The organism is Bradyrhizobium sp. 164 (assembly GCF_023073715.1).
In the GTDB taxonomy this organism is placed as follows: Bacteria; Pseudomonadota; Alphaproteobacteria; order Rhizobiales; family Xanthobacteraceae; genus Bradyrhizobium.
On the sequence record NZ_JADPKA010000029.1, the window covers coordinates 290,050 to 312,676 of the forward strand.

General features: G+C 64.3%; 17 protein-coding genes and 2 tRNA genes. 8 read left to right on the forward strand and 11 right to left on the reverse strand.

What is annotated here, in order from left to right; genetic code table 11:
* Nucleotides 1-47: 47 nt before the first annotated feature.
* The gene (gene glnA, locus IVB01_RS12590) at nucleotides 48-1,457 is read right to left on the reverse strand and encodes a type I glutamate--ammonia ligase (protein WP_247277112.1); all 1,410 of its coding nucleotides are present in this window, start codon (nucleotides 1,455-1,457) and stop codon (nucleotides 48-50) included.
* Between the two features lie 150 nt (nucleotides 1,458-1,607).
* On the reverse strand, nucleotides 1,608-1,946 hold the full coding sequence (locus IVB01_RS12595) for a P-II family nitrogen regulator (protein ID WP_007603495.1): 339 nt from the start codon (nucleotides 1,944-1,946) through the stop codon (nucleotides 1,608-1,610).
* 381 nt (nucleotides 1,947-2,327) lie between these two features.
* Between IVB01_RS12595 and IVB01_RS12600 the strand changes: the two genes are divergently transcribed.
* A complete protein-coding gene (locus IVB01_RS12600; protein ID WP_247277113.1) occupies nucleotides 2,328-3,827 on the forward strand; it encodes an NAD(P)H-hydrate dehydratase in 1,500 nt (499 codons plus the stop codon).
* 4 nt (nucleotides 3,828-3,831) lie between these two features.
* Here the strand turns inward: IVB01_RS12600 and IVB01_RS12605 are convergent, their stop codons facing one another.
* Nucleotides 3,832-5,136, reverse strand: coding sequence for a multicopper oxidase domain-containing protein (locus IVB01_RS12605; RefSeq protein ID WP_247277114.1), 1,305 nt, complete (start codon nucleotides 5,134-5,136; stop codon nucleotides 3,832-3,834).
* A 153-nt stretch (nucleotides 5,137-5,289) separates the two neighbouring features.
* Here IVB01_RS12605 and IVB01_RS12610 point away from each other — a divergent pair.
* The 3 genes from IVB01_RS12610 (at nucleotide 5,290) to IVB01_RS12620 (ending at nucleotide 7,834) form a co-directional block, all read left to right on the forward strand.
* A tRNA-Leu gene (locus IVB01_RS12610) sits at nucleotides 5,290-5,374 on the forward strand.
* Nucleotides 5,375-5,547: 173 nt separating this feature from the next.
* Nucleotides 5,548-6,909, forward strand: a complete 1,362-nt coding sequence (gene tig, locus IVB01_RS12615; RefSeq protein ID WP_247277115.1) for a trigger factor — start codon at nucleotides 5,548-5,550, stop codon at nucleotides 6,907-6,909.
* 289 nt (nucleotides 6,910-7,198) lie between these two features.
* Nucleotides 7,199-7,834, forward strand: coding sequence for an ATP-dependent Clp protease proteolytic subunit (locus IVB01_RS12620; RefSeq protein WP_247277116.1), 636 nt, complete (start codon nucleotides 7,199-7,201; stop codon nucleotides 7,832-7,834).
* Nucleotides 7,835-7,847: 13 nt separating this feature from the next.
* Here the strand turns inward: IVB01_RS12620 and IVB01_RS12625 are convergent, their stop codons facing one another.
* The gene (locus tag IVB01_RS12625) at nucleotides 7,848-8,102 is read right to left on the reverse strand and encodes a hypothetical protein (RefSeq protein ID WP_247277117.1); all 255 of its coding nucleotides are present in this window, start codon (nucleotides 8,100-8,102) and stop codon (nucleotides 7,848-7,850) included.
* 178 nt (nucleotides 8,103-8,280) lie between these two features.
* On the opposite strand from IVB01_RS12625, the gene clpX reads away from it, so the two are divergent.
* The 3 genes from clpX (at nucleotide 8,281) to IVB01_RS12640 (ending at nucleotide 12,775) form a co-directional block, all read left to right on the forward strand.
* Nucleotides 8,281-9,552, forward strand: a complete 1,272-nt coding sequence (gene clpX, locus IVB01_RS12630) for an ATP-dependent Clp protease ATP-binding subunit ClpX (RefSeq protein ID WP_008547851.1) — start codon at nucleotides 8,281-8,283, stop codon at nucleotides 9,550-9,552.
* 323 nt (nucleotides 9,553-9,875) lie between these two features.
* Entirely contained in the window at nucleotides 9,876-12,299 is a 2,424-nt protein-coding gene (gene lon / locus IVB01_RS12635) for an endopeptidase La (protein ID WP_247277118.1), read from the forward strand.
* Nucleotides 12,300-12,370: 71 nt separating this feature from the next.
* The gene (locus IVB01_RS12640) at nucleotides 12,371-12,775 is read left to right on the forward strand and encodes a GFA family protein (RefSeq protein WP_247277119.1); all 405 of its coding nucleotides are present in this window, start codon (nucleotides 12,371-12,373) and stop codon (nucleotides 12,773-12,775) included.
* Between the two features lie 126 nt (nucleotides 12,776-12,901).
* On the opposite strand, the gene IVB01_RS12645 is transcribed toward IVB01_RS12640, so the two are convergent.
* The 3 genes from IVB01_RS12645 to IVB01_RS12655 form a co-directional block, all read right to left on the reverse strand.
* Nucleotides 12,902-12,978 (reverse strand) — tRNA-Val (locus IVB01_RS12645).
* 227 nt (nucleotides 12,979-13,205) lie between these two features.
* Nucleotides 13,206-13,562, reverse strand: a complete 357-nt coding sequence (locus IVB01_RS12650; RefSeq protein WP_247277120.1) for a hypothetical protein — start codon at nucleotides 13,560-13,562, stop codon at nucleotides 13,206-13,208.
* Nucleotides 13,563-13,711: 149 nt separating this feature from the next.
* Nucleotides 13,712-14,326 carry a hypothetical protein gene (locus tag IVB01_RS12655; RefSeq protein ID WP_247277121.1) on the reverse strand — a complete coding sequence of 205 codons (615 nt, stop codon included), beginning with the start codon at nucleotides 14,324-14,326 and terminating at the stop codon, nucleotides 13,712-13,714.
* Nucleotides 14,327-15,127: 801 nt separating this feature from the next.
* Between IVB01_RS12655 and IVB01_RS12660 the strand changes: the two genes are divergently transcribed.
* The gene (locus IVB01_RS12660) at nucleotides 15,128-15,988 is read left to right on the forward strand and encodes a methyltransferase domain-containing protein (protein WP_247277122.1); all 861 of its coding nucleotides are present in this window, start codon (nucleotides 15,128-15,130) and stop codon (nucleotides 15,986-15,988) included.
* A 152-nt stretch (nucleotides 15,989-16,140) separates the two neighbouring features.
* Here the strand turns inward: IVB01_RS12660 and IVB01_RS12665 are convergent, their stop codons facing one another.
* The 4 genes from IVB01_RS12665 to ihpA all read right to left on the reverse strand — a co-directional run bounded on the left by IVB01_RS12665 (nucleotide 16,141) and on the right by ihpA (nucleotide 22,586).
* The gene (locus tag IVB01_RS12665) at nucleotides 16,141-17,025 is read right to left on the reverse strand and encodes a cation diffusion facilitator family transporter (RefSeq protein WP_346015615.1); all 885 of its coding nucleotides are present in this window, start codon (nucleotides 17,023-17,025) and stop codon (nucleotides 16,141-16,143) included.
* A 101-nt stretch (nucleotides 17,026-17,126) separates the two neighbouring features.
* Nucleotides 17,127-20,345: a CusA/CzcA family heavy metal efflux RND transporter gene (locus IVB01_RS12670; RefSeq protein ID WP_247277123.1), complete on the reverse strand. Its 3,219-nt coding sequence runs from the start codon at nucleotides 20,343-20,345 to the stop codon at nucleotides 17,127-17,129.
* Nucleotides 20,338-21,315, reverse strand: coding sequence for a divalent metal ion exporter adaptor subunit IhpB (gene ihpB, locus IVB01_RS12675; RefSeq protein ID WP_247418463.1), 978 nt, complete (start codon nucleotides 21,313-21,315; stop codon nucleotides 20,338-20,340). Before ihpB ends, IVB01_RS12670 begins: the two co-directional genes overlap by 8 nt.
* The gene (gene ihpA, locus IVB01_RS12680; RefSeq protein WP_247277125.1) at nucleotides 21,312-22,586 is read right to left on the reverse strand and encodes a divalent metal ion exporter subunit IhpA; all 1,275 of its coding nucleotides are present in this window, start codon (nucleotides 22,584-22,586) and stop codon (nucleotides 21,312-21,314) included. Before ihpA ends, ihpB begins: the two co-directional genes overlap by 4 nt.
* Between the last annotated feature and the right edge of the window lie 41 nt (nucleotides 22,587-22,627).

Sequence of the window (22,627 nt, forward strand, 5' to 3'; positions counted from 1 at the left end):
GCCCCCTTTCGGAGCGCCTTTTGCTTGTCGCATGGCGTTCGAGCCGATCAGCCCGAATAGTACATGTCGAATTCGATCGGATGCGGGGTCATCTCGAAGCGCTCGACTTCGGTCATCTTCAGCTCGATATAGGCATCGATGAAGTCGTCGTCGAACACGCCGCCGGCCTTGAGGAAGGCGCGGTCCTGGTCGAGATTCTCGAGGGCTTCACGCAAGCTGCCGCACACTGTCGGGATCTGCTTCAGCTCTTCCTTCGGCAAATCGTAGAGATCCTTGTCCATCGCCGGACCCGGATCGATCTTGTTTTTGATGCCGTCGAGACCGGCCATCAGCATCGCGGCGAAGCCGAGATAGGGATTGGCGAGCGGATCGGGGAAGCGCACCTCGACGCGCTTGGCCTTCGGCGAAGCGGTGTAAGGGATGCGGCAGGAGGCCGAGCGGTTGCGCGCGGAGTAGGCGAGCAGCACGGGCGCTTCATAGCCCGGGACCAAACGCTTGTAGGAATTGGTCGAGGGATTGGTGAAGGCGTTGATCGCCTTGGCGTGCTTGATGATGCCGCCGATGTAATGGAGGCAGGTCTCGGACAAGTCGGCGTATTTGTTGCCGGCGAACACCGGCTTGCCGTCCTTCCAGATCGACTGGTGAACGTGCATGCCCGAACCGTTGTCGCCATAGACCGGCTTCGGCATGAAGGTGGCGGTCTTGCCGTAGATGTGCGCGACCTGGTGGATGCAATATTTGTAGATCTGGATGTGGTCGGCCATCAGCGTCAGCGTGTCGAACTTCATGCCGAGCTCGTGCTGGGCGGAGGCGACTTCGTGATGATGCTTCTCGACCTTGACGCCCATCTTGGCCATGGCCCCGAGCATCTCCGAGCGCATGTCCTGCACGGAGTCCTGCGGCGGAACCGGGAAGTAGCCGCCTTTGGTGCGGACGCGGTGGCCGAGATTGCCGCCTTCATATTCGGTATCGGAGTTGGTCGGCAGCTCCGAGGAATCGAGACGAAAACCGGTGTTGTAGGGAGTCGAGGAGAAGCGCACGTCGTCGAACACGAAGAACTCGGCCTCGGGGCCGACGAAGACGGTGTCGCCCACGCCCATCGACTTCACCATCGCCTCGGCCTTCTTGGCGATGCCGCGGGGGTCGCGGTTGTAGGGCTCGCCGGTGGTCGGCTCGAGCACGTCGCAGGTGATGACCATCGTGGTCTCGGCGAAGAATGGGTCGATCGTCGCGGTCACCGGATCGGGCATCAGGCACATGTCGGACTCGTTGATCGCCTTCCAACCTGCGATCGAGGAACCGTCGAACATCGTCCCTTCGGCGAAAATATCCTCATCGATCATGCTGACGTCGAACGTCACATGCTGCCACTTGCCGCGCGGATCGGTGAAGCGCAGGTCGACGTATTTGACGTCGTTGTCCTTGATCGATTTCAGGACGTCTTTGGCGGTCTTCATGCATACCCCTTTTGGCTCTGCGGGTCGGTTTCCAGATGAGCAAGATTATTCTCGCTTTGGGCGAGTTTTGCGCGCGTACAAACGAAATCAGGCCGCCGAAGCAGCCTTATTTCCTGTCAGAGTGTCGCAAAATGCGGGATAGCACCCGGCTCAGATAGCGTCCAGCCCGGATTCGCCGGTTCGGATGCGGATCGCCTCTTCGATATTCGAGACGAAGATCTTGCCGTCGCCGATGCGCCCGGTCTGCGCCGCGCGACGGATCGCGTCGATGGCGCGCTCGACCAGATCGTCGCCGATCACGATCTCGATCTTCACCTTGGGCAGGAAGTCGACGATGTATTCTGCGCCGCGGTAGAGTTCGGCGTGACCCTTCTGCCGGCCAAAGCCCTTGGCTTCGGTGACGGTGATGCCCTGTAGGCCGACTTCCTGAAGCGCTTCCTTCACCTCGTCGAGCTTGAATGGCTTGATGATGGCTTCGATTTTCTTCACTGCGCGCCTCCCGGCCTTTCGATCAAATAGCAACGTCTTCGTCAGGATGCGCTTTTGTCACGCACGATCTTGTCTTCGCTATGCCGGAATGCCTGACCAGCCCGGCAACGACGGCCGGCCACACCCTGATAAATGCCAGTGAGCACGACAAACCGAAGCGGCTTCCTCGAAAGCAGGGTCTATGCCAAGTTGCAAATGCCCTGATTATTGGAGCGTTATCAGCCTTTTAACGAGCACAATCTGATGGGTGGCGCCGACCGGCACAAAATACCGAAGACTACGAAATAGGCAAACGGTTCAATATGTGTGCAGATCGTTGGTCCGTGGGATGGGTCGGCACGGAACGTGCCTGTTGAACGGGCGTTTGGACAGGGAAGTGGCATGGAAGTTCTGACCAACGCTGAAATGCAGCGCGCCGATCAGCTCAGCATTGCGGCAGGCACGCCCGGCTTCAAGCTGATGCTCGGCGCCGGCCAGGCGGTCGCCGAGGCGGCCAATGCGCTGGTGGAGGAGGGGCCGATCCTGATCGTCGCCGGTCCCGGCAACAATGGCGGCGACGGTTTTGTCGCAGCTGCCGAGCTCGCCGCCCAAGGGCGCGAGGTCTCGGTGATCCTGATGTGCGAGCGCGACCAGCTCCAGGGTGACGCCGCCTCGGCCGCGCGCGGCTGGAAGCACCCGGTGCTCCCGTTCAATCCGCAGGCGATCGGAAAGCCGGCACTGATCATCGATGCGCTGTTCGGCGCGGGTCTCAGCCGTCCGGTCGATGGCGAGGCGCGCGCGATGATCGAGGCGATCAACGGCAACGGCGCGCCGGTGCTGGCCGTCGACCTGCCGAGCGGCATCAACGGCACCAGCGCCGCGGTGATGGGCGCGGCCGTGAATGCCGCGGAGACCGTGACTTTCTTCCGCAAGAAGCCGGCGCATCTGTTGCTGCCCGGTCGCATGCATTGCGGCCGTGTGCGCGTCGCCGACATCGGCATCGACGCAAGCGTGCTGGACGAGATCGCCCCGCAGCTCTTCGAGAACGATCCGGATTTCTGGGGCGCCGCCTTTCCGGTGCCGCGCGTCGACGGCCACAAATTTGCGCGAGGCCATGTGATGGCCGTCTCCGGTGATGCAGCCGCAACGGGCGCTGCGCGGCTTGCCGCGCGCGCGGCGCTGCGGGCCGGCGCCGGGCTCGTGACGCTGGCGAGCCCGCGCGATGCGCTCGCGATCAACGCGAGCGCGCTAACCGCGGTGATGGTTCGCCCGGTCGACACCGCGATCGAGTTCGGCGAGCTCCTCGGCGACAAGCGCTATAACACCTGCATGATCGGGCCCGGCGCGGGCGTCGGCGAGCGCACCTGCGATCTCGTTCACACCGCGCTGACGGCGCAGCGGCGCCTGGTGCTGGACGCCGACGCGCTGACGAGCTTTGCCGCGAAGCCCGAGCGGCTGTTCGAATCGATCAAGTCGTCGCAGGACAATACGGTGGTGCTGACCCCGCATGAGGGCGAGTTTCCGCGGCTGTTTTCCGACCTCAGCAACAAGCATCCGGGCCGCTCGAAACTCGAGCGCGTTCGCGCCGCCGCCGAGCGCTCCGGCGCCGTCGTGCTGCTGAAAGGACCGGACACGACGATCGCCGCCCCCGACGGCCGCGCCACCATCGCCGCCAACGCGCCGCCCTGGCTCGCCACCGCCGGCGCCGGCGACGTGCTCTCGGGCATCATCGCTGGCCTCCTGGCGCAAGGCGTGCCGGCATTTGAGGCCGCCAGCATCGGCGTCTGGATGCATGGCGAGGCGGGAAGCGAGGCGGGGCCCGGGCTGATCGCGGAGGATCTGACCGAGACACTGCCGGCTGTGCATCGGCGGATCTATGACGCGCTCGGGGTCGAATACTGAGCGTTCACTCCACCGCGTACCAGCGCACCAGGCGCGGGGCGGCCCAGTCGGTCAGAACGGATTCGAGCAGCCATCGTCCGGGTGAGGTCGCCGCGAACGCGATGCGCTGGGTCTGACCGGGCTCGATCGCGAGCGTGTCGAGCCAATAGGGCTTCCAGCCGTCGTCGAGCTTGTCGAGCAGGCGGAAGGGGTGGCCGTGCAGGTGGAACACGGTGGTGATCGGGGCGGGGTTCTGCAGGGCCAGTACGACGGTGCGGCCGGCCTTGGCGCGGAAGGCGGGGGCGGAAGCGGTGGAAAAGTTTGCCGGCCGCGCCCAGCCGGAATCGGCTGCGCCCAGCGCGACATCGAACCGCAGGGCGCCTCTCAACTCGAGCTTCTCAGGTAGATCGTTCGACGGGAGTGGCTGCGGTTCGAACAGCGGAATGCGCCGCTCCAATTGGCCCGATACCTTGAGGCTGCCTACGCTTCGCGCCTCCTTGCCGTCATGCAGCACGAAAGCGGCCGATATGGCCGTGTTCACAAACGCGTCGGCCCGTCCGCCGGGGGCCAGCACGAGAGCGCCATTGCGAGCTGGGAAGGGCTCGGCCGGCTGTCCGTCCAGGGCCATGACCCTGACCTCGTGGCTTTCCAATTTGATCGCCAGAACAGTGCGTTGGGAGCCATTGATAAAGCGCAGCCGTAGCCGCTCATTGGCGGCAGCTGAGAGCTCGAATGAAGTCTGTCCGTTGATCGTGTAGAGCGGCGTCGTGTCCTGGGGATCGCGACCGGGGGAAAGCGCGGTCCCGTCCGGCCGCAGGCGCCATTCCTCGATCAGCAAAACCTCGTCGCGATCGACGGGGACCCGATTTGCCTCCTCGGCGATGATCGGAAGCGGGCGGGCGGGTTGCTTCAGGCCGTCCTCGAAGAGCCGGAAGTCGGCCAGCAGGGTTCCTGCACTAGATATTGAGATGATTGATGTTTCAGTCGCACCCGGGGCGGTTGGCGCGCGCCCCCGTAGCGGGTCGGAAGCGGCCGGGCCGTTCAGGCCGGACCAGACCGGTGCAAGCGGCACAGGCAGCTCGTTCCGGAACACCACCTCGCAGCGGTTGCCGCGCTTGAGACGAACGTTTCCCAGATGGCTTACGGCGGCGAGCTCCCAGATCGGCGTAGGCGGCTGACCCTGCCTCAGCGCCAACGTGGCCGGCCTTGCCTGGAGGGCGAGCTGGGCTGTGGCCGGCGGGGTTGCGCCGCCGGCGATCAGCCCGGCCGCCGAGGCGCCGAGGCCCGCCAAAACCTCGCGTCGGCTCAGGTCAAAAATCCGCGTTGTCATGGCCGATCCGGACCACGCCGCGCTGGATAAGTCCAGCCGGCGTGCCTATTTGATGCCTGCCTCCGACCAGCCATTTTTTTGCTGCGAACAGTCAGGCACATGCTATAAGCCCGGCCGCCCGCGGCATCGCGGCCGGCCTTGATGCGAATTCACGCGGGCGTGGCGGAACTGGTAGACGCGCTGGATTTAGGTTCCAGTGTCGCAAGATGTGGGGGTTCGAGTCCCTCCGCCCGCACCAAGCGCTTTCAGCGTTTGCACGGATTACGAGGCCAGCTTCCTCGCGGATGTTTGTCCGCTTGGAGCCGGCCCGCTGAACCACCGGCGTTGAGGCGTCTGCCTCGCGCCGGATCGATTAATGACAGCGTCCCGACGCATGCGCGCCGGGACCGAACGAGAAGAAGATTGGACGCCATGCAGGTCACAGAGACCCTCTCGGAAGGTTTGAAGCACGAGTTCAAGATCAGCGTCCCTGCGTCTGATCTCGACGCCAAGGCCGATGCCAAGCTCGTCGATCTCAAGGACAAGGTCCGCCTCAACGGCTTCCGTCCCGGCAAGGTGCCGGTCGGTCACCTGAAGAAGGTCTATGGCCGCTCGGTGATGGCCGAGACCATCGACCAGACCATCCGCGACACCAACACCCAGCTGTTCTCCGAGCGTGGCTTCCGCCTTGCGACCGAGCCGAAGATCACCATGCCCAGCGAGCAGGCCGAGGTCGAGGAGCTGCTGTCGGGTAAAACTGATCTGACCTACACGGTCGCGATCGAGGTGGTGCCTTCGATCGCGCTCGCCGACTTCAAGACCTTCCAGGTCGAAAAGCCCGTCGCCGAGGTCACCGATTCCGACGTCGACGAGGCGATCAAGCGCATCGCTGATTCCAACCGTACCTATGCTGACAAGGGCGAGGGCGCCAAGGCCGCCTCGGGCGACCGCGTCACCGTCGCCTTCAAGGGCACCATCAACGGCGAAGCCTTCGAGGGCGGCACCGGTGAGGGCATCCAGGTCGTCATCGGGTCCAACACCTTCATCCCCGGCTTCGAGGAGCAGCTGACCGGCATCGGCGCGGGCGAGACGCGCACGCTGAAAGTGTCGTTCCCGAAGAACTACATGAACGACAAGCTCGCCGGCCAGCCCGCCGAGTTCGAGACCACCGCGACGCTGATCGAGGCGCCGCAGGACATCGCGATCGACGACGAGTTCGCCAAGACGCTCGGCCTTGAATCGCTCGACAAGCTGAAGGAAGCCGCGCGCGAGCGTCTCGCCGCCGAGTTCGCGACCGCGACGCGTCAGCGTGTCAAGCGCGCGCTGCTCGACCGCCTCGACGAGGCGCATCGCTTCGAAGCGCCGCCCTCGCTGGTCGACGAGGAGTTCAATCTGATGTGGAACTCGGTCAAGGCCGAGATGGACTCCGCCGGCAAGACCTTCGCCGACGAGAACACCACGGAAGACGCCGCCAAGGAAGAGTACCGCAAGATCGCCGACCGCCGCGTGCGCCTCGGCCTCGTGCTCTCCGAGATCGGCGAGAAGAACAAGATTACCGTGACCGACGACGAGGTCGGCCGCGCGGTGATCGAGCGGGCGCGCCAGATGCCCGGCCGCGAGAAGGAGGTCTGGGACTATTACCGCAACAACGCCCAGGCGCTGGCCCAGCTTCGTGCACCGATCTATGAGGACAAGGTCGTCGATTTCATCCTCGAACTCGCAAACGTGACCGAGAAGAAGGTCTCGCGCGAGGACCTCTACAAGGACGACGAGGCGGAAAAGACCGCTGCCTGAAGGGATTGAGGCAGTCTTCTATTAAGAATGATCAGCGAAGAGGCCAAGCTAGCCAGATGGCCGGCTGGGCCTCTTTGTGCGAATCAGCTTCAACTACCCGAGGGATTAAGCCTTAATGCGCTCCGCACTTGTCAGGCGCGAATTGGGCTATATCTGTCGGTACGCCCTGTACCAATGTTCTACCTCTGCCAAGTTCCTGCATCACAGGACGTCCATCCGCCTTCCGGCAAATCCAGCCAAACTGGCAGCCAAGCTTGGCGATGTCCGTCTCCGAAACCCTAGGTGACTCATGCGCGATCCGGTTGAAACCTACATGAACCTCGTGCCTATGGTGGTCGAGCAGACCAACCGTGGCGAGCGCGCCTACGACATTTTCTCGCGCCTGCTGAAGGAGCGCATCATCTTCGTGACCGGCCCGGTCGAGGACGGGATGTCGACGTTGATCGTCGCGCAGTTGTTGTTCCTCGAGGCTGAAAATCCGAAGAAGGAAATCTCGATGTACATCAACTCGCCGGGCGGCGTGGTGACGTCGGGCCTTGCCATCTACGACACCATGCAGTTCATCCGCCCGCCGGTCTCGACGCTGTGCACGGGCCAGGCGGCTTCGATGGGCTCGCTGCTGCTTGCCGCCGGCGAGAAGGACATGCGCTTCTCGCTGCCGAACGCGCGTATCATGGTTCATCAGCCCTCCGGCGGCTTCCAGGGCCAAGCCACCGACATCATGCTGCACGCCCAGGAAATCCTGAACCTGAAGAAGCGGCTCAACGAGATCTACGTCAAGCACACCGGCCAGACCTACAAGTCGATCGAGGACGCGCTGGAACGCGACAAGTTCCTGACTGCGAACGACGCCAAGGAGTTCGGTCTGGTCGACAGGGTGATCGACAAGCGCGCCGAGGAACCGGTGCCGGCGAAAACCCAATAGCACTACCCGGTGGTTACGGCGATCCCTCGGGATCGCCGGGGACCGTCAGGACGATGTTCACGTTAAGGACCGCGCGCGCGTTGCAAAACGCCGTTTTGCGTCCTGCGACAGGCAGAAAGTTCCGCTTTCGTGCTTGTTTTTCGTGGTAATCCAGCAACGCCGGAATGATTTCGATCACTTCGCCCGTGCCAAGACCGGAAATCACGGTATTGTCACGGGTAGCCGGCGAGCCCCGATTAGCGAATTCTTGATAGTCGGGTGACAGCATGGTTGGCTACGATTGATCGGCTAAGATCGCGGAGAATCGAGCGACCGTGATTCGCACGGGATGTAACGCGTAGGGTCTTTTTTGGTACGGAATTTGCTCTACTTAAGCTTCATGCCGGCCATCGTGTCGGAATGGAGCGATCGAGCGGAACGGGATCGAACCGCGGACGGAGACATGAATGAGTAAGGTCGGCACGAGCGACTCCAAGAACACGCTATATTGCTCGTTCTGCGGCAAGAGCCAGCACGAAGTCCGCAAACTGATCGCGGGTCCCACGGTCTTCATTTGCGACGAGTGCGTTGAGCTCTGCATGGACATCATCCGCGAGGAGAACAAATCCTCGCTGGTCAAGTCGCGCGACGGCATTCCGACGCCGAAGGAAATCTGCAAGGTGCTGGACGACTACGTGATCGGCCAGAGCCATGCGAAGAAGGTCCTGTCGGTCGCGGTGCACAACCACTACAAACGCCTCAACCACCAGACCAAGCACAACGACGTCGAGCTCGCGAAGTCGAACATTCTGCTGATCGGTCCGACCGGCTCGGGCAAGACTCTGCTCGCGCAGACGCTCGCCCGCATCCTCGACGTGCCGTTCACGATGGCGGACGCGACGACCCTGACCGAAGCCGGCTATGTCGGCGAGGACGTCGAGAACATCATCCTGAAGCTGCTCCAGGCCGCCGACTACAATGTCGAGCGCGCCCAGCGCGGCATCGTCTACATCGACGAAATCGACAAGATCAGCCGCAAGTCCGACAATCCCTCAATCACGCGCGACGTGTCGGGTGAGGGCGTGCAGCAGGCGCTGCTCAAGATCATGGAAGGCACGGTGGCTTCGGTCCCGCCGCAGGGCGGCCGCAAGCATCCGCAGCAGGAATTCCTGCAGGTGGATACCACCAACATCCTGTTCATCTGCGGCGGCGCCTTCGCCGGTCTCGAAAAGATCATCTCGGCGCGCGGACGGTCGACCTCGATCGGCTTCGGTGCCCAGGTGCTCGCGCCAGAGGATCGCCGGACCGGCGAGATCTTCCGTCACGTCGAGCCTGAGGACCTCCTGAAGTACGGCCTCATCCCTGAATTCGTCGGTCGTCTGCCGGTGGTGGCGACGCTCGAGGACCTGGACGAGACCTCGCTGAAGAAGATCCTCACCGAGCCGAAGAACGCGCTGGTGAAACAGTACCAACGCCTGTTCGAGATGGAGAACATCGAGCTGACCTTCGCCGACGAGGCGCTTGGCGCGGTCGCGCGCAAGGCGATCGAGCGCAAGACCGGCGCGCGCGGTTTGCGTTCGATCCTTGAGGCGATCCTGCTCGAGACCATGTTCGACCTGCCGGGTCTGGAAGGTGTGGAAGAGGTCGTGATTTCGCGAGAAGTCGTGGAAGGCACGGCGCGTCCGCTCTACATCTACGCCGATCGGTCCGATCGCGCCGTCGAGAATGCCAGCGCCTGATTTCTCGGCGCTGGAACGCTCCAATCGTCTCATCAAGGAGGGCTGCGGAGCTGTATCTCCGCAGCCGGTGTTGCGTCGCTTACCTGCGTGCGTAAGCGCCTGAAGGCGCGCGTTTTTCAATGACTTGACACCCCCCGGGTCGATAGCCACCTAATGTCGGCGGCGAGCGAAAATTCTCTTCTGGATTCGCCTCAGTTCCGATCCGGCAAGCCGGTCCGACTCGCAAAAGGACCGACCGGCTCTGCGGATCACGTCGGCACCTTGTGGCGGTTGCGCATGATCAGCGGGCTGCGTGCAAGGGGGCAAAGCAAAAGGAAAAGGCCATGACTAATCCCAAACCTCGGCCAACCATCGTTCATGGCGAAACGCACGCTTATCCCGTGCTGCCGCTGCGCGATATCGTCGTCTTCCCGCACATGATCGTGCCGCTCTTCGTGGGTCGCGAGAAGTCGATCCGCGCGCTCGAAGAGGTGATGAAGAACGATGCGCTGATCATGCTGGCGACGCAGAAGAACGCGTCCGATGATGATCCGGCGCCCGATGCCATCTACGAGACCGGTACGCTTGCCAGCGTGCTCCAGCTCTTGAAGCTTCCCGACGGCACCGTGAAGGTGCTGGTCGAAGGGCTCGAGCGTGCGCGCGTGCAGAAATACACCGATCGCGCCGACTATTACGAAGCGACCGCGGTCGCGCTCGCCGACACCGACGCGAAGTCGGTCGAGGCGGAGGCGCTGGCGCGCTCGGTCGTGTCCGACTTCGAGAGCTACGTGAAGCTCAACAAGAAGATCTCGGCCGAGGTCGTCGGCGTCGTGCAGGCGATCACCGATTTCGCCAAGCTGGCCGACACGGTTGCCTCGCATCTTGCGGTCAAGATCGCGGACCGCCAGGGCATCCTGGAGACGCTGTCCGTCACGACGCGCCTCGAGAAGGTGCTGGGCCTGATGGAGAGCGAGATCTCGGTGCTCCAGGTCGAGAAGCGCATCCGCTCGCGCGTCAAGCGCCAGATGGAGAAGACCCAGCGCGAGTATTATCTCAACGAGCAGATGAAGGCGATCCAGAAGGAACTCGGCGACGACGACGGTCGCGACGAGCTCGCCGATCTCGAAGAGAAGATCTCCAAGACCAAGCTCTCCAAGGAAGCGCGCGAGAAGGCGCAGCACGAATTGAAGAAGCTGCGCCAGATGTCGCCGATGTCCGCGGAAGCGACCGTCGTGCGCAACTATCTGGATTGGCTGCTGTCGATCCCGTGGAACAAGAAGTCCAAGGTGAAGAAGGATCTGGAAGCGGCGCAAGCCATCCTGGACTCCGATCATTACGGGCTCGAGAAGGTCAAGGAACGCATCGTCGAGTATCTCGCGGTGCAGTCGCGCGCCAACAAGTTGACGGGTCCGATCCTGTGCCTCGTCGGGCCTCCCGGCGTCGGCAAGACCTCGCTCGGCAAGTCGATCGCGAAGGCGACGGGGCGCGAATTCGTGCGCGTCTCGCTTGGCGGCGTGCGCGACGAGGCCGAGATCCGTGGCCACCGCCGCACCTATATCGGCTCGATGCCCGGCAAGATCATTCAGTCGATGCGCAAGGCGAAGTCGTCCAATCCGCTGTTCCTGCTGGACGAGATCGACAAGATGGGCGCCGATTTCCGCGGCGATCCGTCCTCGGCGCTGCTCGAGGTGCTCGACCCCGAGCAGAACGCGACCTTCAACGACCACTATCTCGAGGTCGACTACGATCTGTCCAACGTGATGTTCATCACGACCGCGAATACGCTCAATATTCCGGGCCCGCTGATGGACCGCATGGAGATCATCCGGATCGCGGGCTACACGGAGAACGAGAAGGTCGAGATCGCGCGCAAGCACTTGATCCCGAACGCCGTGTCCAAGCACGGCCTGGACTCCAAGGAGTTCTCGATCGACGACGACGCGCTGCTGCTCTTGATCCGCCGCTATACTCGCGAAGCGGGCGTGCGCAATCTTGAGCGTGAGCTTTCGACACTCGCCCGCAAGGCGGTGAAGGAGCTGATGATCTCCAAGAAGAAGTCGGTCAAGGTCACCGAGAAGACTCTGGAAGAGCTGCTCGGCGTGCCGAAATACCGCTTCGGCGAGATCGAGAGCGAGCCGCAGGTCGGCATCGTCACCGGCCTTGCCTGGACCGATGTCGGCGGCGAGCTGCTGACGATCGAAGGCGTCATGATGCCCGGCAAGGGCAAGATGACGGTCACGGGCAATCTCCGTGACGTCATGAAGGAGTCGATCTCGGCGGCGGCGTCCTACGTCCGCTCGCGTGCGATCAACTACGGCGTCGAGCCGCCGCTGTTCGACAAGCGCGACATCCACGTGCACGTGCCGGAGGGCGCGACGCCGAAGGACGGTCCCTCCGCGGGTGTCGCCATGGCCACCGCGATCATCTCGGTCATGACCGGCATTCCGGTTCGCCATGATGTCGCGATGACCGGCGAGATCACGCTGCGCGGCCGCGTGCTGCCGATCGGCGGCCTGAAGGAGAAGCTGCTGGCTGCTGCCCGCGGCGGCATCAAGACGGTGCTGATCCCCGAGGACAATGCCAAGGATCTCACGGAGATTTCCGATGCGATCAAGGGCGGCATGGAGATCATCCCGGTTTCGCGCCTCGACGACGTCGTCGCCAAGGCGCTGGTGAAGAAGCCGGTGCCGATCGTCTGGGAAGAGGACACCAAGGTGACGGTGAAGCCGGACGGCGATGAGGCCGCCGGCGGCCTGACCGCTCACTGAGATTCCGCAAAAGATGATAAAACGGCGCCTTCGGGCGCCGTTTTTGTTTTGGAGCCAAGGGGGAGAGGGCGATGCAGATCGATGGGCAATGCCATTGCGGCAAGATCAGCTTCGAGGCCGACATCGATCCCGAGGCGGTCTCGGTTTGCCACTGCACTGACTGCCAGACCCTGACCGGCTCGCCGTTCCGGGTGACGGCCGTCTGTTCCGGAGCCGACGTCCGCCTGACCGGCGGCACGCCCAAAATCTATGGCAAGCGGGGCGACAACGGCCAGATGCGCTTCCAGCATTTCTGCGCCGATTGCGGTTCCCCGCTATTCACGAGCGGCGAGGGCGACCAGGCCGATGATTGGGGCATCCGCTGGGGTAGCATCCGCCAGCGCGACAAGTTGCGGCCGACGCGGCAAATCTGGTGCCGGTCGGCGGCGGTGTGGATCGACGCGGTGCCGTTGCTGCCGGGCCGGCCGCAGGATTGAGCTCGGCGAGTGTCGGGAAGTCCGCCTTCGCCTGTCCGGCTTCGGCGTGACAGCCCTCGCCCGCTTCGCGTCAATGATGTTCCGAAGGTGGCTTGCCCAGCCGTAGCTCGCGAAGCGAGCGAAGGCTGGTGGGCGGTCACGGATTCGAACCGCGGACCCTCTCGGTGTAAACGAGATGCTCTAACCAGCTGAGCTAACCGCCCAAGTGCGCCTCTTTAGCGCCCCGGCGGGTGCCGAAGCAAGGGCCGAGCGCGCCGCCAACTGGCTCCAATTTGCCGCCTGGGCAGGGTTTTGATGCTGAACACGAGTAGCCCTGCTGCAGGCCCGCTGCAGGGCCCTCCTCTTTTTTCGTAGCGCGAATCTCGTCGTCCGGCTGAGGGGGCGGCGATCAGCTCGCCGCCACCGTGCGTTTCGAATCTCCCGTCTGATGTCACGCCGTCTTGGTGAACATCGTCAGGACACCGTCGGCGATGTTGATCGCGACGACTTGTGACGAGCTCAAGCCCTTGGCCTTGAGCACGGAGGCTGCCTGCGGTGTGGCGTCGATGGACTGCCGAAGCGACTGGATGTCCTGATCGCTTGTGTGCGCCACGAGTTCATCGACTTTCGCGCGCACCGCCGGCTGCAATTCCTTAACGTCGACAACCTGTATGCTCCGGATCACCGTGCTGGACTGCGTGGACGGGGACTCGGCGCCGGATTGCGGCGATGCGCCCTGTGCCTGCACCAGAGCCGGTGTCCCGAGGGCGAGAGCTGCAACGATGACGGATGCCGTGAAGCTGCGCATGGTATGCCTTTCCAGTTTGAGGAACGGCGAACCTATCGAGGTAATTTGGTTGGCATCTGATTCCGATGTGGCCGTTCGGTGAAACCAATACGGCCGCAATGCGCACAGATCCCGCGCCAGCGTTCCATTCCCGAGCCTGCGTTGTGCCGTCACGTCATCGGCCTTGCCGTTTCCTTGACCGCCTGGGCCGTCGTCGCCATACCGGCGGCATAGGCCGCTCCTGCGCCGAGGAGCAGCGAACAGAAGCTTGCAAACATCACGTACGAGAAGTGTTTGCGGGCCTCATCGAGCTGGGCCGGCGTGGCCGGCCGAGTCGTCGCACCGACCGTATCCCGTCCCGTATTGTTCGACCAATAGGCGATCCGGGCGCTCGCTGTATATGACGGGCCGACGAGGTTGCTGGCGATGCTGGTCGCGGACGCCGGCATCATCGCTGCCGCAGCCACCACGACCACGGTTGTGACCGCCCAGGCGGCAAGTGCGTGACCGACGCGGCCGAGCCCGGACTGATCCGGCGAGTTGGCTGCCGCAACGGCACCGCCGACAAAGGCGGCGATGATTCCCGACACCGCCCACCACACGAACGCCGCCCAGCCAGCGCCAGCGGGTGCCGTTGAGGCTGTGGGTATGTCGATTGCGAGCAAGCCAATGCCCAGACCGAGCATCGTCAGCAAGATCTGGACGACCAGCGAAGCGAACATGCCAGCCAGCACGGCCGACCATGTCCAGCCAAAAAAGGGATTAGGTATTGCACGTGTCACCATGGTGAGATCCTCCATGAACTTCCACTTTCTGTTCCAACGCGCCCTCAAATCTTCCGTTCCTGAAGCAGGAACTCCCGAGGGCTTCGCGGCTTGGTCTATGTCAAAGCTAGAAGAGGCCGGACACCATGACACTTGGTCGAGGCGCCCTGTTGTGGCTGCTAGGAATTCCGCTTCCGATCATCCTGCTGCTGGCGCTGTTCTGGCGCTAGCTTGGAGGAACGGCGAGTGAGGCGCGGCGCTCGATAGAGGGCGCCGGCCTACGATTTGCTGTGGCTAGAAACGAGGGGCACCCGCAACGGCGGAGAGGCGCCTCAATGACTGAGCTCCTCCTCGACCCGTCGTAAATCCTCCTGACGTAACCGGTGCTGATCGCCTTGCGCCGTCATCCGTCCGGATCAGACCGTCTGCCGGACTGTATGTCATCATCGATGTGCTGCCGCGCCTGCCTGCGCGAAAGCCGGCGCGATCGGCAAGTCTTGGGGTGTCACGTCGCTGGGCGTGCAGCGACGGAGGATTTGACCGCCTCCGGCTGCCATTGGCGAAGCCAGGCAAGCGGGTGGGTCAGGCACCCATATGATCGAGATTGTCCGCAAGCAATCGATGTCGACTGATCGTTCCGACTTCACGGGGTTTTCTCCCGTTCGCTGAGTTCATACAGGGCCGCTTGGCCGTGTCGACTTGGCTTGGCAAAGCGGCGTCGGGGCTTGTCCCGCGCGGAAATCGGCCTTGCGGCTGGGATCGGCATGTGGATAAGCGTCTCGGGCCGAGCGCGGACGTTCGGCACCGTCGCGGAGAGGGTTGATGGAACAGTCAAGCGGACACGAGCTCAACGCCGACCAGATCGCCTATTGGAACGGCCCGAGCGGCCAACGTTGGGCCGATCGTCATGCGGTGCAGGAAAAACTGCTCGGGCCGATCGCGGACGTGCTGATCGACCGTGCCGAGCCGAAGCCCGGCGAGCGCGTGATCGACGTTGGCTGCGGCTCCGGTGCAACGACGGTCGCCCTTGCGAAGGCGGTGGCGCCTGATGGCTTTGCGCTCGGTCTCGACGTCTCCGAGCCGATGCTGTCGCAGGCGCGCGCGTTGGCGCCGAAGGGCCTGCCGCTCGATTTCGTGCTGGCGGATGCCACGGTGCATTCGTTCGAACCGGCGAGCTTCGATCTGCTCGCCTCGCGTTTCGGCGTGATGTTCTTCGCCGATCCCATTGTGTCCTTCACCAATTTGCGGGCAGCGCTGAAGCCGACAGGGCGGCTCGCTTTCGCTTGCTGGCGCGAGCCGAAGGAAAACCCCTGGATGATGGCGCCGCTGATGGCGGTCTACAAGCACGTGCCGAAAATGCCGCCGGTCGGACCGGAAGAGCCGGGCCCGTTCGCCTTCGCCTCCGAAGAGCGCGTGATGCGCATCCTGAAAGGTGCCGGCTTCGTGGACCTTGCATTGCAGCCGCACAATCTGGCGATGGATATAGCGATCGGCGGTGGCCTCGATGCCGCTGTCGACGGCGCACTCCAGATCGGCCCCGCCAGCCGCGCGCTTCAGGGCCATCCGCCGGAGACGTACGAGGCCGCCAAGGCTTCGATCCGCGACATGCTCGCGCCGTTTCAGGAAGGGCAGTCGGTGACGTTGCAGGGCGCGATCTGGATCGTGACAGCGAAGGCGGCGTAAGCGCGCTGCTTCCCGATCGTCATTGCGCGCAGCGAAGCAAATCAGGCGGCCTCAGCAGAGACAGTCTGGATTGCTTCGTCGCATCAGCGCAAAATTGCTGTGCAATTTTGTCGCGAGCTCCTCGCGATGGCGGGTGGATGGACCGTGAGATCCTACGCCACATCGTCCGGCGCCAGGGCGCAGCCGTTGTCAGGATGCGTCTCGACCTGAATCGTGGTGTGACCGACGCGGAACGAGGTCTTGAGCAGTTGCGCGGTCTCCATCAGGAATGCATCGCCTGTGCTGCCGGCGGGCATGACGAGGTGGCAGGTCAGCGCCGTCTCGGTGGTCGAGATCGGCCAGACGTGGAGATCGTGGATCGCGGAGACGCCCGGCCGCGCCAGCAGGAACGCCCTGATCGCGGCGAGGTCGGTGCCCTTGGGCGCTGCCGCCATTGACATATCGATGGAGCCGCGCAACAGGCTGGTCGTGCCCCAGAGGATGATGGCGCAGATGAGGAGGCTGGTTAAGGGATCGAGCCAGAGCCAGCCGGTCCACGTGATCAGCGCCGCCGAGACGACGACGCCGAGCGAGACGGCGGCATCCGCCGCCATGTGCAGATAGGCGCCTTCGATGTTGATATCGTTTTTGCGTCCGCGTGCGAACAGTATGGCGGTAAAACCGTTGATGAGGATGCCGACGCCTGCCACCACCATTACGGTCACGCCGGCGACCGGCTCCGGCTCGCGCAAACGCAAAATCGCCTCCCAGCCGATCGCGCCGGTTGCGACCAGCAGGAACGCCGCATTCGCCAGCGCGGCCAGGATGGTGGAGGCGCGCAGGCCGTAGGTGAAGCGGCCGCTCGGCGCGCGTCGCGCTGCAATCGACGCACCCCAGGCGACGACCAGGCCGAGCACGTCGGAAAGGTTATGCCCGGCATCCGCGAGCAGGGCGGTGGAGTTGCCGATATAGCCATACACGGCTTCGGCCACGACCAGCGCGATGTTCAGCGAAATGCCGATCGCGAACGCCTTGCCGAAGCTGGTCGGCGCATGCACATGCGCGTGGCCAAGACCATGAGCATGATCGTGACCATGATCGTGTGGATAGCCGGCATGATCATGATGGCGATGTTCGTGATGGTCGGGGCCGGCCATCTCTAGCGCTCCCCGGACGCTGCCAAATCAGGCGCCATTGTAGGCGCTTCGCGCACCTCGTCACGGCGGAACAGCACGTAGAGCGCCGGCAGCACCAGCAGCGTCAGCACGGTCGAGGAGATGATGCCGCCGATCACCACGGTCGCGAGCGGCCGCTGCACCTCGGCGCCAGCGCCGGTCGCGAGCGCCATGGGCACGAAACCGAGGGAGGCGACGAGGGCCGTCATCAGCACCGGGCGCAGCCGCGTCAGCGCGCCCGCGCGCACGGCATCGACGACGGATCGCCCCTCGCTGCGCAGCCGCTCGATGAAGGCGATGATGACGAGCCCGTTGAGCACGGCGACGCCGGACAGCGCGATGAAGCCGACACCGGCGCTGATCGACAGCGGAATGTCGCGCAGCAGCAGCGCCGCGACTCCGCCGGTCAGCGCCAGCGGCACGCCGGAGAACACCAGTGCCGCATCCGCAGCCGATCCCATGCCCATGAACAGCAGCAGGAACACGAGCAGCAGCGCCACCGGCACCACGATCGTCAGCCGCTTGGTCGCGGAGACCAGTTGCTCGAACTGCCCGCCCCAGCGGATGAAGTAGCCCGGCGGCAGCTTGACCTTCTCAGCCACCGCCGCTTCGGCCTCGGCGACGAAGGAGCCGAGGTCGCGCGCGCGGACATTGGCGGTGACGACGATGCGCCGCTTGCCATTTTCGCGGCTGATCTGGTTGGGGCCGGGCGTCGCATCGACTGTGGCGACCGATGACAGCGGCACATACCGCATCTGGGCGAGGGGAGAGGCGGCCAGCGCGGTTCGCACGGCCGTGCCGGAGCTGGCCTCCTCACCGGGCGGCAGCGGGATCGGGATAGCCCGGATCGCCTCGAGATTGCCACGCAGATGCTCCGGCAGGCGCACCACGATGTCGAAACGGCGGTCGCCCTCGAACAGTTTGCCGGCCGACTTGCCGCCCACTGCGATCTCGACGATACCCTGCACCTCACTGATGCTGAGGCCATAGCGGGCGAGCGCCTGGCGGTCGAGCCGGACGGTGAGGATCGGCAGGCCCGCAACCTGTTCGATCTTGACGTCGCTGGCGCCGCGGATGCCGCGGATCGCTGCCTCGACCCGTTTTGCCGCGCCTTGCAGGATGTCGAGGTCATCGCCGAAGATCTTGACGCCGACGTCGCTGCGCACGCCGGAGATCAGCTCGTTGACACGGAACTGGATCGGCTGGGAGATCTCATAGGCGCTGCCGGGAATCTCGTTAGCGGCATGGTCGATGGCCTCGATCACCTCCGACTTCGGCTTGTTCGGGTCGGGCCATTCGGCGCGCGGCTTCAGCATGATGTAGCCGTCGGTCTGCGCCGGCGACATCGGGTCGGTGGCGATCTCGGCGGTGCCGATACGGGTGAAGAACTCCTTCACCTCCGGAATCTGCTTGATGCGTTTCTCCAGCGCCTTCTGAAGATCAAGCGACTGCGTAAGGCTGGTCCCGGGAATCCGGATCGAGGCCAGGGCGACGTCGCCTTCGTCCAGACTCGGAATGAACTCGCCACCCATCCGCGCGGCAGCGATGCCGCTTGCGACCACGATGAGCGCGGTCATGATTGCGACGGCGAGCCGGTTGTCGATGGCAAATCGGAGCAGGGGAAGATAGGCGCGCTTCGCCGCCCGCATGAACAGGTTCTCGTGCTCGGATACTTTGCCGGTGACGAAGATGGCAACCGCCGCCGGCACGAAGGTGATGGAGAACAGCACGGCAGCGCCGAGCGCCATCAGCACGGTCAGCGCCATCGGCGTGAACATCTTGCCTTCGACGCCGGTCAGCGTCAGCACGGGGAGGTAGACCACCGCGATGATCAGGGTTCCGAACAGGCTCGGCTTGATCACCTCGCTCGACCCGCGCAGGATCGCACGCAGCCGCTCCGAGGTCGTCAGCAGCCCGCCTTTCTCGCGCTGGGCCGCGGCCAGCATGCGCAGGCAGTTCTCGACGATGATCACCGCGCCGTCGACGATGATGCCGAAGTCGATCGCGCCGAGACTCATCAGGTTGGCGCTGACCTTGGTCTTGACCATGCCGGTAATGGTCATGGCCATGGACAGCGGAATGACGCAGGCGGTGACCAGCGCGGCGCGGATGTTTCCGAGGATCAGGAACAACACGGCCACCACCAGCGCCGCGCCTTCCAGCAGATTATTCCGGACCGTGCGGATGGTGGCTTCGACCAGATCGGTGCGGTCGTAGACGGTCCGCGTCACGACGCCTTCGGGCAGCGACTTGGCGATGTCCTCCAGGCGGGCTGCGACGCGGCGCGCCACGGTCCGGCTGTTCTCCCCGATCAGCAACATCGCGGTACCGAGCACGGTTTCCTCGCCGGCCCGCGTCGCCGCGCCTGTGCGCAGATCGCGGCCTTCCGTCACTGTCGCGACATCCCTGATCCTGACGGGATTGCCGCCGCGCGAGCCGATGACGATGTCCTGGATCTCGTTGATATTGCCGACCTGGCCCGGGGAGCGAACCAGGTATTGCTCGCCGTTGCGCTCAATATAGCCGGCGCCCACATTGGCGTTGTTGGCGGCGAGCGCCGTCATGACGTCGCGAAAGCCGAGCCGGTAGGCCATCAGCTTGCCCGGGTCCGGCAGCACGTGGAACTGCCGCTCGAACCCGCCGATGGTGTTGACTTCGATCACGCCTGGCACGTTGCGAAGCTGCGGCCGGATAATCCAGTCCTGCACGGTCCGCAAATCGGTCAGCGAATAGTCGTGGCCGCCTTGCGTCTTGGCGCCCGCCTTGGCCTCGACGGTATACATGAAGATTTCGCCGAGCCCGGTCGAGACCGGGCCCATCGCGACCTCGACCCCGGCCGGAAGCTGGTCCTTCACCTGCTGGATGCGTTCGCCGACGAGCTGGCGGGCGAAGTAGATGTCAGTGCCGTCCTTGAAGACGACCGTCACCTGGCTCAGGCCATAGCGCGACAGCGACCGGGTGTAATCCAGCTTCGGCAGGCCGCCCATCGCGGTCTCGACCGGGAAGGTGATGCGCTGCTCGGTCTCCAGCGGCGAATAGCCGGGCGCACGGGTGTTGATCTGGACCTGGACGTTGGTGATGTCAGGCACGGCATCGATCGGCAGGTGCTGGAAATTCCAGACGCCGAAGGCGAGGGCGCCGAGCGCCAGCAGCAGAACCAGCCAGCGTTGATGAACTGAGGCGGCGATGAGACGCTCAATCATGCTCGGCCTCACCCTTGCCCATCTCCGCCTTCACGACGAAGCTGTTCTCCGCGACGTAATGCTCGCCGGCCGCAAGGCCCGCCTTGATCTCGACATGGCGCGGATCGGCATCCCCAAGCTCCACCGGCCGCGCCTCGATCTTGTCGCCGTCCTCGCGGACGAACACGATGGTCCGGTTCTCCAGCGTCTGGATCGCGCTGCGGCGCACCGCGACCGCGACGTTGCGCGCGGCGAGGATCAGCCGCGCCGTGACGAACAGGCCGGGACGCAGGCGCCCGTCCGAATTTGGCAGCACCACGCGGGCCAGCGCGGTCTGGGTTTCGCTCGAGCCAATCGGCGCCATGTAGGAGATCATGCCCTTGATCTCGCCGCGGCCATCATCGGGATCGATCAGCACCTCGTCATTGAGGCGGACGCGCCGCAGGTCCTGCCGGTAGATCGACAGGTCGACCCAGATGGTGGAGAGATCGGCGAGGACGAAGGCCGGCTTTTGTTCGGAGGCGTATTCGCCGAGCGAGATCTGCCGCTCGATGATGGTGCCGGCGATCGGTGCTTTCAGCTCGTAGACGGTGAGGCTCTGGTTGCTCTCGATCGCGGCGAGCAGATCGTCCTTGGCGACCTTGTCGCCAATGCGCTTCAGGAGCGATTTGGCGATGCCTGGAAAGCGCGGCGTCACCTGCACCACGGCTTCCTGATTGGCGCGCAGGATGCCGTTGAAGGCGAGCGTGTCGGTCAGCGTCGCGCTCGCGGCCTCCGCCAGCACCACGCCGGCGGCGGCGAGCTTGACGTCGGAGATGCGGATGCGATCGGCGCCGTGCTCGTCCTGCTCGACATGGTCGTTCGGTTTCTCCGGCTTCTTCTCCGCGGCATGCTCGGCTGGCGAGAGCCTGGCCGGCGCGAGCATGGAATAGGCGTAGGCGCCGAGCCCGGCGGCAACGAGGGCGACGACAAGGGTGGAGGACGTCTTCATCGTGCGCTCTCCCGCGCCAGCGTGAAGGGATTGCCGACAAGGCCTTCGATGGTCGCAACGCCTGCATGGAAATTCTGCAGCGCCTCCTGCTCCCGCAGCCGCGCCTGGGCGACGCTCGCCTGGGCGTCCAGCACTTCGAGCAGTGTGAAGCGGCCCTGGGCGTAACCTTGCGAGATTGCTTCGGACGCTTCGACGGCCTTGGGGATCGCGGTCTCGCGCAGGACCGCAAGTTCGCGCAGCGAACCCTGGAGCGAATCATAGGCGCGGCCGGCGATCACGATCAGCATGTTGCGGTTGGCCTCGCGCTCGGCTTTGGTCTTGGCGAGGCTTTCCTGGGCGGAAAGGATGTTGCCTTGGTTCTGGTCGAACACGGGAATCGGCACCGAGACGGTGAAGCGCACGGCATCGTCATTGGTTTCGTTGTAATGGCGCCAGCCGGCTGCGATCCGCACGTCGGGATAGGGCTTGAGCCGTGCCAGCAACAGCTCGGCATTGCGCTGGGCATAGACGGCGGTCCAGCGCACCAGTTGCGGATTGGCATCGATGGCGGCGACCACCGACTGGAACGTCGGCGGCCGATCGGTGGTGTCGAGCCGGCCGGAGACCTCGCCGAATTTCGCGGCGGGATCTCCCATCAGCACCCCCAGCTCGCGCCGGGCGCTGGCCAGCGTCGCCTTGAAGCGCTCGCGGTCGGCTTTCACCAGGGCGGAGGCGACTTCGGCGCGGCCGGTCTCGGCGGGCGAGGAGGCGCCGGCCTCGACGCGGCGGCGCAGCAGCGGCGTCAGGCGGTCGATCGCGGCGATCTGCTCGTCGAGGATCTGGATGCGCCGCTGCGCGCCGAGCACGCTGAGGAAGGCGATCGCGGTCTCCGACAGCAGCTCCAGCCTGACGGCCTTGCGCTGGATCGCGGCGACCTCGATGCCGGCTGCGCCGGCGGCAATCCGCGCTTCCCGTTTGCCGAACAGCTCGAAAGCTTGGCTGATTTGGAGCGTAGTCTCGGCCGACCGCGTCCCGCGATATTTGCCAGAGCCGAGTGAATCGTCCTGCTCATAGGACAGCTCCGGATTGAGCAGCGCGCCCGCCTGGATGCGCTGGCCCGTGGCAATGCCAAGGTCGCGCTCAGCTGCCGTCAGGCGCGGGCTCGCCTCCAGCGCGCGCGACAGCGCGCTCCGCATCGTCAAAGTCTGGGCGTAAGCCGGTGCAAGCGCCAACCCGGCAATCAGACACGCCGCAGCGCACGCGAGGCGCGCGGCCATACCCCTGCAAAACATGAAGCCGACCTGTGAAGGATGAACCTAATGGGCGCGGGCGC